The 11,764-nt window shown below is 71.8% G+C and carries 12 protein-coding genes; 1 reads left to right on the top strand and 11 read right to left on the bottom strand.

Annotated features, from left to right (window positions below; genetic code table 11):
- The first annotated feature begins 20 nt into the window (after positions 1–20).
- On the top strand, positions 21–713 hold the full coding sequence (locus tag OG714_RS24055) for a TetR/AcrR family transcriptional regulator (RefSeq protein ID WP_406123945.1): 693 nt from the start codon (positions 21–23) through the stop codon (positions 711–713).
- A gap of 15 nt (positions 714–728) precedes the next feature.
- Here the strand turns inward: OG714_RS24055 and kynU are convergent, their stop codons facing one another.
- The 11 genes from kynU to OG714_RS24110 form a co-directional block, all read right to left on the bottom strand.
- The gene (gene kynU / locus OG714_RS24060) at positions 729–1,949 is read right to left on the bottom strand and encodes a kynureninase (RefSeq protein WP_406123947.1); all 1,221 of its coding nucleotides are present in this window, start codon (positions 1,947–1,949) and stop codon (positions 729–731) included.
- Positions 1,942–2,781, bottom strand: coding sequence for a tryptophan 2,3-dioxygenase family protein (locus OG714_RS24065; RefSeq protein ID WP_406123949.1), 840 nt, complete (start codon positions 2,779–2,781; stop codon positions 1,942–1,944). Before OG714_RS24065 ends, kynU begins: the two co-directional genes overlap by 8 nt.
- A gap of 153 nt (positions 2,782–2,934) precedes the next feature.
- Positions 2,935–3,348 (bottom strand): DUF3151 domain-containing protein, encoded by a 414-nt coding sequence (locus OG714_RS24070; RefSeq protein WP_403595886.1) that lies wholly within the window; start codon positions 3,346–3,348, stop codon positions 2,935–2,937.
- A 112-nt stretch (positions 3,349–3,460) separates the two neighbouring features.
- Positions 3,461–4,927 (bottom strand): MFS transporter, encoded by a 1,467-nt coding sequence (locus tag OG714_RS24075; protein ID WP_406123951.1) that lies wholly within the window; start codon positions 4,925–4,927, stop codon positions 3,461–3,463.
- 79 nt (positions 4,928–5,006) lie between these two features.
- Positions 5,007–6,038, bottom strand: a complete 1,032-nt coding sequence (gene fbaA / locus OG714_RS24080) for a class II fructose-bisphosphate aldolase (protein ID WP_366494516.1) — start codon at positions 6,036–6,038, stop codon at positions 5,007–5,009.
- Positions 6,039–6,210: 172 nt separating this feature from the next.
- Positions 6,211–6,759: an orotate phosphoribosyltransferase gene (gene pyrE, locus OG714_RS24085; RefSeq protein WP_406123953.1), complete on the bottom strand. Its 549-nt coding sequence runs from the start codon at positions 6,757–6,759 to the stop codon at positions 6,211–6,213.
- A gap of 10 nt (positions 6,760–6,769) precedes the next feature.
- Entirely contained in the window at positions 6,770–7,558 is a 789-nt protein-coding gene (locus tag OG714_RS24090; RefSeq protein ID WP_406123955.1) for an aldose 1-epimerase, read from the bottom strand.
- 44 nt (positions 7,559–7,602) lie between these two features.
- Positions 7,603–8,472: an SRPBCC domain-containing protein gene (locus OG714_RS24095; protein ID WP_406123957.1), complete on the bottom strand. Its 870-nt coding sequence runs from the start codon at positions 8,470–8,472 to the stop codon at positions 7,603–7,605.
- Positions 8,473–8,628: 156 nt separating this feature from the next.
- Positions 8,629–10,269: a polyamine aminopropyltransferase gene (locus OG714_RS24100; protein WP_406123958.1), complete on the bottom strand. Its 1,641-nt coding sequence runs from the start codon at positions 10,267–10,269 to the stop codon at positions 8,629–8,631.
- Positions 10,270–10,383: 114 nt separating this feature from the next.
- A complete protein-coding gene (locus OG714_RS24105) occupies positions 10,384–10,920 on the bottom strand; it encodes a DUF2617 family protein (protein WP_406123960.1) in 537 nt (178 codons plus the stop codon).
- A 453-nt stretch (positions 10,921–11,373) separates the two neighbouring features.
- A complete protein-coding gene (locus OG714_RS24110) occupies positions 11,374–11,688 on the bottom strand; it encodes a hypothetical protein (protein ID WP_406123962.1) in 315 nt (104 codons plus the stop codon).
- Positions 11,689–11,764 lie beyond the last annotated feature (76 nt).

The raw sequence follows: 11,764 nt of genomic DNA on the forward strand, positions 1-11,764 counted from the left end.
AGCACTCCAAGGAGTCCGCAATGTCCGCCGAGGACGAGCACGAGCACAGACGCCGGCCCGACCCTGACCCCGACCCCGAACCCGGCACCCTGCGCCCCGGTGGCCGCACGGCACGCGTGCGTACGGCGGTGCTGCGGGCCGCGGGTGACGTGCTGGCCGAGCAGGGCGTCGACCGGCTCGACCTCTCGGACGTCGCCCGGCGCGCGGAGGTCGGCAAGACCACGGTGTACCGGCGCTGGGGTTCGGTGACCGCACTGGTCGCGGACCTCCTCGTCGACATGGCCGAACAGTCGCTGCCGCGCGAGGAGACGGGCTCGCTGCTCGGCGACCTGCGCGCCAACGCCCTGCTCGTGCAGCGCACGCTCGCCGATCCCCGGCAGGGCGCCCTGTTCCGCGCCGTCATCGCCGCCGCGACCTGCGACGCCCGTACGGCCGACGCGCTGCGCCACTTCTACGAGGTGCGGGTCGCCGAGTGGGTGCCCTGTGTCGAACAGGCCGTAGCGCGTGGGGAGTTGCCCGCCGGCACCGACGCCTCCCAGGTCGTACGGGCCGTGTCGGCGCCCCTCTACTACGAGTTGCTGACCACCGGGACCGCCCCGGACACCCCCGCCGCGGAGCGCGCCGCGCAGGCCGCGCGGGCCGCCGCCGTGGCAGGGGTGTACGTCACCGGCCTCTCCGGCAACCTAACCGCCCATATCTCCTACGACAGTTAGATCGAGGTACAGCTTCTAGCGGATCACGTCTCCGAGAACCCGGGCCGCCCGCTCCACGTCCCCGAACCCGACGTACAACGGCGTGAATCCGAACCGCAGCACGTCCGGATGCCGGAAGTCGCCGACCACACCCCGCTCGATCAGCCGCTTCATCACGTCCCCGGCGTCCGCGCACCGCAGCGCGACCTGGCTGCCGCGCTCCGCGTGGGCCACCGGAGTCACCGACTCCACCTGCCCGGCGGGGACGTACGACGCCACGCACTCCAGGAAGAAGTCCGTCAGGGCGAGGGACTTGGCGCGCACCGCCCCGATCGAGACGCCGTCGCCGTCCCACACGTCGAGGGCGGCTTCGAGGGCGAGCATGGACAGGATGTCCGGCGTGCCCACGCGGCCGCGCAGCGCGCCCGCCGCCGGTTCGTAGGCGGGCCGCATGCCGAAGGGTTCGGCGTGCGAGTTCCAGCCGGGGAGCGGCGAGTCGAAGCGGTCCTGCAACTCCCGCCGCACATAGATGTACGCGGGTGAACCAGGGCCGCCGTTCAAGTACTTGTAGGTGCAGCCGACCGCGAGGTCCACTCCGTGCTCGTCGAGTCCGACCGGCAGGGCGCCCGCGCTGTGGCACAGGTCCCAGACGACCACGGCGCCCGCCGCGTGCACGGCGGCCGTGAGCGCGGGCAGGTCGTGCAGCCGGCCGGTGCGGTAGTCGACGTGGTTGAGGAGCACCGCCGCCGTACGGTCGTCCAGCGCGTCCGGCACCTGGGCCGGGAGCACCGGCCGCAGCGTGCACCCGGTCATCCGGGCCGCCGACTCGGCGATGTACCCGTCCGTGGGGAAGGTCGTCGCGTCGACGACGATCTCGTCCCGGCCCGAGCCGGCCGTCATCCGCACCGCCGCCACAAGTGCCTTGAAGACATTGACACTTGTGGAGTCGCCGACGACGATCTGCCCGGCCGCCGCCCCGACCAGCGGAGCGATCCGGTCGCCGATCCGCTCGGGCGCGGTCCACCAGCCGCTCTCGTCCCAGGAGCGGATACGCAGCTCGCCCCACTGACGCCGGACGACGTCCTCGACCCGCCCGGGGACACCGGCCGGCAGCGCGCCGAGAGAGTTCCCGTCCAGATAGACACCCGCGGCATCAGCCGCATGATCGGACACCGTGTCGAGGACGAACTGCGCACGCACACCGGCCAGTTCGTCACCGGCGTCCAACTTCTCTGCTTCCGCGGCAAGTTCAGACATGGGAGCGCGCCGTCCACAGCTCGGGGAACACGTTCTTCTGGGCGCGCTTCTCCAGCCAGGCCACGCCCGCGGAGCCGCCGGTCCCGGTCTTCGCGCCCATCGCGCGCCGGGTGGCGACGAGATGGTCGTTGCGCCATCGCCACACCAGTTCGGCGACGTCGGTCAACGCCTCGCCCAGCCGGGCGAGTTCGTCGTCCGCGGCACCGGAGTAGAGGGCGGTCCACACCTCCTCCACCGCGTCCGACGGCTCGTACCGCAGCGTCACGTCACGCGTCAGTACGGCCTCGGGGACCGCGTGCCCGCGCCGGTCGAGGAGCCTCAACACCTCGTCGTAGAGGCTCGGTTCGTGCAGGGCCTTCTCCAGCTCGGCGTGCACGCGCGGCGCTCCGCGGTGCGGGACGAGCATGGACGCGGACTTCTCGCCGAGGAGGAACTCCATGCGGCGGTACATCGCGGACTGGAAGCCGGAGCCCTCGCCGAGGGCGGCACGGTAGGAGTTGAACTGGGCCGGCGTGAGCTGGCCGAGGGGCCGCCAGGAGGCGTTGAGCGCGTCGAGTTCCCGTACGGAACGCTTCAGCGCGTCGATCGCGACCGGCACCCGGTCCTCGCGCAGGGCCCGCGCGGCGGTCTCCCACTCGTGGACGATGACGGTGAACCACAGCTCCATGACCTGGGTGGTGACCAGGAAGACCATCTCGCCGGGGTCGTCGGAGCGGGTGTGCTGGAGGTGGGTGAGGACGTCGGCCTGGACGTAGTCCTCGTAGGGGGTCGTCCCCTGGAAGTCGAGATGCGGGGCCTCGGGCTCCTGAGGTTCCTGAGCCGGTTGGGACATCGCTGTCTCCTGATGCGTACTCCGGGTAGCGGTCCGCCCCTGCCGTTTTCGACACGGTGGCCCCGGTCCCCACCGGGCATCCTCCCCAATCGTCCCCCGGAACCGCAAGGTCCGCCTGGTCACACCAGGCGGACCTGCATCAACGTCCCCGGACTAGCCGAGCGTCTGGGCCGCCGTGGGCGAGGAGTCCTTCAGGAACTGGCTGCACCGCGTGTACTCCTCCTGCTCGCCGATCGCCTGCGCGGCGCGGGCGAGGGCGTGCAGGGCGCGCAGGAAGCCGCGGTTCGGCTCGTGCTCCCAGGGGACGGGGCCGTGGCCCTTCCAGCCGCTGCGGCGCAGCGAGTCCAGGCCGCGGTGGTAGCCCGTACGGGCATAGGCGTACGACTCCACGACGCTGCCGCGCTCGAACGCGTCGTCGGCCAACAGCGCCCAGGCCAGCGAGGAGGTCGGGTACTTGGCGGCGACGTCGGCGGGCGTCGCACCGCTCGCGAGGAGGTCGCGCGGCCCGGGGTCTTCGGGGAGGTGGGTCGGGGGCGGTCCCCCGAGGAGGTTCTCGTGAATCGTCATGGGTTCCAGTCTCCCCCAGGGGCGGCCAATGCCCGGCATCCCGGTACCGCACGGCATCGAACCGCCACACGAATCGCCACACGAGCCGCCACACAAGCCGCCACACGAGCCGCTACTCGAGACGTCCCTTCCCCACCCGCGGCTCCAGCGGCGGAGCCGTCACCCACCCGTGAGTGAGGCACTCCGGGCGGCGGCAGTCCGGTGCCGGGCGCCGTACGGTCGCGCAGGCCAGGGCGGAACCCGCCACCAGGACGCCCGCGCACCACAGCATCGCCCGGTCGAAGGCGTGGTCGAAGGCGGGCGCCGAGCGGTACGCCTCCGGGCCCATGCCCGCCAGCAGCGGCAGCGCGGCGACCGCGATGAGGCCGGCCGCGCGGGCCGCCGCGTTGTTGACGCCGCTGGCCAGGCCCGCCCGCGCGGTGTCCACGGAGGCGAGGACGGTGGCCGTGAGCGGGGCGACCAGGGCGACCATGCCGGTGCCCATCACGAGGAGGGCGGGCACGACGTCGGTGAGGTAGGAGGAGTCCGGGCCGACCCGCAGCATCAGCAGCATCGCCGCCGCGCACAGGAGGGGGCCGACGGTGAGGGGGATGCGGGGGCCGATGCGCTGGGCCAGTTCGCCGGAGCGGGCCGAGAAGAGCAGCATCAGGGCGGTCGTCGGGAGCAGGGCCGTGCCGGCCTGGAGCGCCGAGTAGCCCGCCACGACCTGGAGTTGGAGCGCGGTGAGGAAGAAGAAGCCGCCGAAGGCCGCGTACACGCAGAGGGTGACGAGGTTGACCGCAGTGAACTGACGCGACGCGAAGATGTCCGGCGGCATCATCGGATCGGCGCTGCGCTTCTCGACGTGGACGAAGGCGACGCCCGCGGCCACGCCCGCGACGGCGGTCAGCACGACCACCAGCGAGCCGTTACGCGCCTCGATCAGCGCGTACGTCACGAGCGCGAGCGACACAGCGCCCAGCGCCGCGCCGAGGATGTCGAAGCGGCCGTGCTTGCGGCCGTCCGCGGACTCGGGGACGTGGCGTACGGCGATGGGGGCGCAGATCAGCGCCATGGGGACGTTGATCAGGAACACCCAGCGCCAGCCGGGGCCGTCCACCAGCCAGCCGCCCAGGAACGGGCCGATCGCCGCGCCGATACCGCCGAAGCCGGACCACAGGCCGACCGCCCTGGCCCGGTCGTCGGGGTGGAAGGAGGCCTGGATCAGGGCGAGGGAGCCGGGCGTGAGGAGCGCGCCGCCGATGCCCTGCAACGCACGCGCGGCGACCAGGACACCCACGTTGGGCGCGAGTCCGCACAGCAGGGAGGCCCCCGCGAACCACACCACACCGAGGACGAAGATCTTGCGGCGGCCGTAGCGGTCGCCGAGCGAACCGCCCAGCAGGATCAGTCCGGCCAGCGTGAGCATGTACGCGTTGACCGTCCACTGGAGGGCGGCCAGGTCGGCGTCGAGATCGCGGCCGATGCGGGGCAGCGCGACGTTGACGACGGTGGAGTCCACCATGGCCATGCTGGAACCGAGGACCGTGGTCAGCAGGATCCACTTGCCCTGGGGCGAGGCGAGCCGGACATCGGACATGACCCAGGTATACAACGAGCCCGGTGCCGTAGCACCGGGCTCGCGAAAGAGGCGTCCCGACGGGCGCCCCGGAAGACCCTTACTTGATCTTCGTGCCCGTGGAGCGCAGGTTCGAGCAGGCCTCGGTGACGCGCGCGGCCATCGACGCCTCGGCGAGCTTGCCCCAGGTGCGCGGGTCGTAGGTCTTCTTGGAGCCGACCTCGCCGTCGACCTTCAGGACACCGTCGTAGTTGCGGAACATGTGGTCCGCGATCGGGCGCGTGAACGCGTACTGGGTGTCGGTGTCGAGGTTCATCTTCACCACGCCGTTCTCCAGCGCGGTGGCGATCTCCTCCGGCGTGGAGCCGGAGCCGCCGTGGAAGACGAAGTTGAACGGCTTGCTGCCGGCCGGCTGACCGTACTTCGCGGCCACGCCCTCGTTCAGCTCCTTGAGCAGCTCGGGGCGGAGCACGACGTTGCCCGGCTTGTACACGCCGTGCACGTTGCCGAACGACGCGGCCAGCAGGTAGCGGCCCTTCTCGCCCAGGCCGAGCGCCTCGACGGTGCGGATCGCGTCCTCGACCGTGGTGTAGAGGGAGTCGTTGATCTCGTGCGAGACACCGTCCTCCTCGCCACCGGTCGGGGTGATCTCCACCTCAAGGATGATCTTCGCGGCGGCCGCGCGGGCCAGCAGCTCCTGCGCGATGGCCAGGTTGTCGGCGAGGGTCTCCGCCGAGCCGTCCCACATGTGCGACTGGAACAGCGGGTTGCCGCCGGCCTTCACGCGCTCCTCGGAGACGGCGATCAGCGGACGGACGTAGCCGTCGAGCTTGTCCTTGGGGCAGTGGTCGGTGTGCAGCGCGACCGTGACCGGGTACTTCTCGGCGACGATGTGCGCGAACTCGGCCAGGGCCACGGAGCCCGTGACCATCTCCTTGGCGTACTGGCCGCCCAGGAACTCGGCGCCACCCGTGGAGATCTGGACGATGCCGTCGCTCTCGGCCTCCGCGAAGCCGCGCAGCGCAGCGTGCAGGGTCTGGGTCGAGGTCACATTGATGGCCGGGTAGGCGAACTTGCCTGCCTTCGCCCGGTCGAGCATCTCGTTGTAGACCTCGGGGGTTGCGATGGGCATCTGTCCGCTCCTTGGTATGTGCGGGTTGGCGATCTTCGCGATCTGCGTGCTACGGCCCTGACCTAGACCTTGGGTGCGACGTCATCGTCGGCCCCATCTTTCCAGACGTGACCGGATGGTCGCCCCTGTCCGTCTCGACCTGTGGATAAGTGAATAACTCGGGCGGAGGCGGTCAGTCCAGGCCCAGCTCGTCCTTGGAGTAGGCGAAGAGATACGGCACTCCCGCGCCCGCCTCGATCTTCTCGGCGGCACCGGTCGCCCGATCCACGATGGTCGCGACGCCGACGACCTCGGCACCGGCCGCGCGCACGGCCTCGACGGCGGTGAGCGGGGAGTCGCCGGTGGTGGAGGTGTCCTCGACGACCAGCACCCGGCGGCCCGCGATCTCCGGACCCTCCACCTGACGCTGCATGCCGTGCGCCTTCGCGGCCTTGCGCACGACGAAGGCGTCCAGCTTCCGGCCGCGCGCGGCGGCGGCGTGCAGCATCGACGTGGCGACCGGGTCGGCGCCCATGGTCAGCCCGCCGACCGCGTCGAAGTCGAGGCCGGCGGTCAGGTCCAGCAGCACCTGCCCGACGAGCGGAGCGGCCTCCCCGTCGAGGGTGACGCGGCGGAGGTCGATGTAGTAGTCGGCCTCCAGCCCCGACGACAGGGTCACCTTGCCGTGCACCACGGCCTTGTCCTTGATCTGCTGCAGCACCACGCCGCGTACGTCCGTCATGCCGCCCAGCTTAGAGGCGGGTCCACGCCCAGGTCATCGTGGCTTCGAGCGGCTCGATCGGCGTGACCAGGCGGGGCAGGGTGTTCAGGCCGTTGGGCGGGCCGGTCTGCGGTTCCACGCACACGGCGGCCTCCTGCTCGTCGTAGACGACGACCCACTCCTCCGGGCTCGTCACCTTCAGCTCCAGCTGCCCCGGCCAGGTCAGCGTCACATCCACACCACCGGGCATACCGAAGCAGTCGTCCCAGGGACCCGGCTTACGGTCGACGCGGTTGCCGGTGGGGAGATGGTCGTCGCCGCGCTCCTCCTGCCAGGCGGGGCTGAAGTCGACGGTCACGTCCTCACCGCCGAGGTTCCGGTGGAACCACGGGTGCCAGCCGATCTGCGCCGGGAACGAGTCGTCGTACGCCTCCACCGCCATGGTGAGCGTCAGGGCGTCCCCGGTCAGCGCGACGACCTGGGTGACGCGGCCCGGGTGGGGCCACGGCTCGACCAGGTCGTACGTGATGACCGCCTCGTCGGCCGACCTGCGGGCGGTGCGCCAGGCGCCGTCGCGGACGGTGCCGTGGATGGCGTGCGGCGGGGAGTTGAGGGGCATCTGGCGGACGGTCCCGCCGTCCAGGAAGCGGCCGTCGCGGGTCCGGCCGCACCAGGGGACCATCGGGAAGCACCCGAACCGCTCGCCCTGGCGCAGGAGTTCGGTGCCGCCGACGCGGAGCCCTCCGATACGGCCGCCGTTGCCCGGCTGCACCGTCACTTCCGCGTCGCCCGCGGTCAGCGTGATCTCTTCGTTACTCACGGCACGACCCTACTGGGCTGATCGGAAAGGCGGACGGCGACCCGTCAACGGCGTTTGCGCAGCACCCTGTTGACCACGATCGCCGACGCCACGACCAGCGCCGCGGCCGGGGCCGCCCAACGGAGCGTGGCGTTCGCCGAGACGGTCTGCGGGGCGGGAACGGGAGCGTAACGCCCGCGCGGCGGCGCGTGATCGACCTCCTCCGCACTGCGCCCGATCATCGTCCGCCGGGCGTGGGCGGCCTCGGCGGGAGGTTCGGGGGTGTCGGCAAAGGTCTCGGAGACATGGGGTCCGGGTTCGTCCAGCCCCCCGATGCCGGCCACGGTGGCACCGATTTCACCGACGTCGCCGACTTCGTCGATGTCATCGGGCTCATCGATGTCGTCGGGCTCGTCCGTCCCGTCGGCTTCCGCCGGCTCGAACACGGAGGTGGGGTCCGCGGGTTGGGACTTCTCCGGTTCGTCCACGCCCAATTCGTCTACGCCCGTTTCATCCATGTCCGCGCCCAGGTTCTCCGCGAACCGGTCCAGCAGCCTGCTCGCCGCCGACCGCACCGCGTCCGGCGCCAGTTCGGTGATCCGGCCGTCCGCGGTCGCCGTACCGTCGAAGACGAGGGTGCAGCCGCCGTCGGATTCACGGACGCGCAGCGTGAGCGCGAGCTTGACGGAGCCGCTGCCGCGAGCCTCCGTGGCGTCGCCCTCCACGGCGTACGTACCGTCGTCCTGCGCGGAGACGCGCACCGCTCCCCGGTAGGTGATGGAGTGACTGCCGACACGGACCTTCAGGCGTCCGGCGACGGGTTCGCTGCCGGCGTCCTGCTGGAAGCCGGGGACGGCGCGGGCGACCCGGGCGGGGTCCGCGAGCGCGGCCCGCAGTCGCTCGGCGGGAACCGGAACGTACACCTCATGCTCCATGCTTGCCGAGCCTACCTAGGTTGCCCGGGGGTACACCTGCCGTTGCCCAGAAGTGCGGCCGTGTTGGTGTGAGCGGCTCAGTGCGGGCATCCCCTGGGGCAGCACCCCTCCCGGCACCATGAGCCCGCAGCCGCCCCGACCCCGACCCATCCACCATCAGTACCGCGGATGCACCAACGTAGAGGCCGCCACTCCCCCGACCCACGTCCGCTCCGCCGCCCTCACATCCCCCTCCAACCCCGCCTCCGTCAGCGTCCCCAACCGCGGCCCCCGAGGATCCAGCCCCAGCGCCGGCCGCCCCACCCCCCGCGCCGCCAGCACGAACCCCCAGTCCCGCGGAGCCCGGGACGTCCCGGTCGTCCGATCGGGCCCCGCCGCGAACCCCGAGGCACGACCCCCCACCCGGTACGGGACCGTGTGGAGCCCGGCCGCGCGGACCGTGGCGACCACCGTCCAGAAGACATGGCGCCGCGAGGAGACCGGCCCGGCGTGCACGACCAGCCGCCCCCGCTCCGTGAGCGCGCGGCGGGCGAGGCCGTAGAACTCCTGGGAGTACAGCTTCGTGCTGGCGGTGATACCGGGGTCGGGAAGATCCGCGATGACGACGTCGTACGACCCCGGGCGCACCCCGCGCAGCAGGTCGAAGGCGTCGCCCGTGGTCACGTGGACGCGCGGGTCGTCGTAGACATGGCCATTCAGACCGGACAGAGCGGGATCGTGGCGGGCCAACCGGACGACGCCCGCGTCGAGTTCGACGATGTCGACGCGGCGCACGCCCCGGTGGCGCAGCACCTCGCGGGCCGCGAGGCCGTCGCCGCCGCCGAGGACGAGCACGCGCGCGTGGGGGCCGTTCATCGCGGGGGCGACGAGCGCCTCGTGGTAGCGGTTCTCGTCGCGTCCGCTGACCCTCAGGCGGCCGTCGAGGAAGAGGTCCAGGGGGCGCCCGTGGGTGCCGCCGGTGAGGACGATCTCCTGGACGTCGGTCTGGAGCGCGACGCGGACGTCCTTGCCGTAGACCGCGTGCCGTGCGGCCCGTTCGAAGTCGTCGACCAGTACGGCGGCGGAGGCGAGCAGGCCGAGGACGGTGAGGTTGGCGATGATCAGGAGCCAGCGGCCCCGGCGGGTCAGGTCGCGGCGGAACAGGCCCAGGACCAGCGAGCCGCCGGCGACCACGTTGACCGTGCCCGTGAGCAGGGTGCCGGTCAACTGGCCCAGGAACGGCAGCAGCAGGAAGGGGAACGCCAGCCCGCCGACGAGCGCACCGACGTAGTCCGCCGCGAACAGATCGGCGACCGCGCCCCCCGCGTCCTGACGGCGGATCCGCTGGATCAGCTCCATCAGCAACGGAACCTCCGCACCGATCAGCAGACCGATGGCCAGGGAGAACGCGACCAGGAGACAGCGCGGGCCCTGCGCCCACAGCCCGCCCCAGTTCCCGGTCCAGGCGAAGACCGCGTACAACGCCATCGCGCTGCAGCCGCCGATCAGCGCGAGGGCCGCCTCGACCGCGCCGAACCCGGCCGCCGCGTGCCAGCGCAGCCGTTTCGCGGCGAGCGAGCCGATGCCCATCGCGAAGACCATGACGGACAGGACGACGGACGCCTGGGTGACCGAGTCGCCGATCAAGTACGAGGCGAGGGCGACGAGTTCGAGTTCGTACACGAGTCCGCAGGCCGCGCAGACGAAGACACCCGCGAGCACCAGGAACCGGCCCGTGCCCGGCCGTACGGGCAGCCGCGCGGGGCCGGCCCACGGTGGCTGGGTACCCGGCCGGGCCGGCGCGTGCGGTTCGATCACGCTGCGACGTTACGTCACATGATGGGCACGCTTCGTCACCCACACGTGTGGAATGTGTTTACGGCGACCGGGGTCGGTGTCGGCCGCACAGCTCGGGCATGTGGCCCCTACGGGTCATACGGGCGACGGCAGGGCGTGCCCCACCGGCACCCGCACCCCCACCCGCGTCCGCGTCGCCACCAGCTGCCCGTCCTGCGGATACGCGTGCCAGGTGCGCCAGTGCACCTGGCCCTCGTGCCGCTGGGCGAGCATCGCGGTGAAGGCGTGCGGGCTGCCGGGGAAGACCCCGGCCAGGCCGTTGGGATGGTCGGCAACGAGGGCGAGCAGTTCCTGGGCGCGGCCCGCGAACTGCCCCGGGGACAGCACCTCGACCCGGGCCGCGAACTCGTACTCCCAGTCGCCGACCCGCTTGGCCACCCCGAGCGGCAACGGCGTGCTGGAACCCGGGATGCACGCGACCGTCTCCGAACAGCAGCCCCGCTCCTCGTCCAGGAGTACCTGGTGGGACGCGCCGAGCAGTCTCAACTGGAGCTTCGCACCGGCCAGTTCGAGATCGAGCGTGGCCAGGGCGGGAAGCGGCTCGCGCCCCAGGGTCCAGGCGAGGTCGGCCGCGCGCGTATCGGTGTAGGAGGTCTTCAGGGTCGTGAGCATGGATCGGCTCCGCTAGCACGCAAAGAAAGGGGAGGTAAGGGGAGGTGTGGGGGTCCGGCACACCCCGGCCGACACCGGGACATCGGCCCGGTCAGCCCAGTGAGGAGAAGGTGTCTGCAGGCGCCCGAGGGGTTGCGTTGGGGCTGCGTTGGTGATTTAGAGGGAATCATGAGCGGTGGCGCCACCACAGCGTTTTTACCCAACTTCGTGGGGTTTCCATCCCTCAGGGGGCTGCACAGCTCAACTGTTCAACCAAGGCGTACGCCCAGGCGTGTCAGGCGCGCGCCGGAGCGCCCGCCGGGAGCGGGCTCCCGACGGGCGCCACGACCCCCCGTCCGATACTTTTCGATGCCTTTCGATCCCGTTCGCAGCGCCCGTTCGATTCCTTCGCGGCGCTCAGCTGCCCCGTGTCAGCTGTCCCCGCATCCGGCCCGTCCGGTCACCGCGTCCGGCTCAGCTGCCCCCGCCGCAGCCGCCCCCACCCCCGCAGGACGACCCCCCGCCGCACGACGAGCCGCCCCCGCAGGACGAGTGCCCGCCGCCTCCGCAGGAGTGGTGACCCCCGTGGTGTCCCCCGGAGTGCCCGCCGCCCGAGGACGACGAACCCCCGTCCCCGGCCCACCAGCTGCTGCTCGTACCGGCGGCGCTCCCGCCGTAGAACCCGGTCCGACGGCCCGAGCCCTTGCTGATCCTGCTCTTGCGCCCCGCGCGGACGATCGCCGCGATGAAAGCGACTGCGACGACCGCCAGGATGACGAAGAAGAACATGACGTCACCCTCCTTCCAGTTCCCCCGAAGCGGCCCCCCGTGGGCGCCCCGGTTGGTGCGTGAAGCAGGGATGCCC

The sequence above is a fragment of the Streptomyces sp. NBC_00989 genome (assembly GCF_045162655.1).
In the GTDB taxonomy this organism is placed as follows: Bacteria; Actinomycetota; Actinomycetes; order Streptomycetales; family Streptomycetaceae; genus Streptomyces.

Bases quoted from the DNA above. Each gene is read 5' to 3' on its own strand.
- pyrE (WP_406123953.1), bottom strand. From the start codon at position 6,759: ATGACGGACGTACGCGGCGTGGTGCTGCAGCAGATCAAGGACAAGGCC.
- OG714_RS24055 (WP_406123945.1), top strand. From the start codon at position 21: ATGTCCGCCGAGGACGAGCACGAGCACAGACGCCGGCCCGACCCTGAC.
- OG714_RS24070 (WP_403595886.1), bottom strand. From the start codon at position 3,348: ATGACGATTCACGAGAACCTCCTCGGGGGACCGCCCCCGACCCACCTC.
- fbaA (WP_366494516.1), bottom strand. From the start codon at position 6,038: ATGCCCATCGCAACCCCCGAGGTCTACAACGAGATGCTCGACCGGGCG.
- OG714_RS24105 (WP_406123960.1), bottom strand. From the start codon at position 10,920: ATGCTCACGACCCTGAAGACCTCCTACACCGATACGCGCGCGGCCGAC.
- kynU (WP_406123947.1), bottom strand. From the start codon at position 1,949: ATGTCTGAACTTGCCGCGGAAGCAGAGAAGTTGGACGCCGGTGACGAA.
- OG714_RS24065 (WP_406123949.1), bottom strand. From the start codon at position 2,781: ATGTCCCAACCGGCTCAGGAACCTCAGGAGCCCGAGGCCCCGCATCTC.
- OG714_RS24095 (WP_406123957.1), bottom strand. From the start codon at position 8,472: ATGGAGCATGAGGTGTACGTTCCGGTTCCCGCCGAGCGACTGCGGGCC.
- OG714_RS24110 (WP_406123962.1), bottom strand. From the start codon at position 11,688: ATGTTCTTCTTCGTCATCCTGGCGGTCGTCGCAGTCGCTTTCATCGCG.
- OG714_RS24075 (WP_406123951.1), bottom strand. From the start codon at position 4,927: ATGTCCGATGTCCGGCTCGCCTCGCCCCAGGGCAAGTGGATCCTGCTG.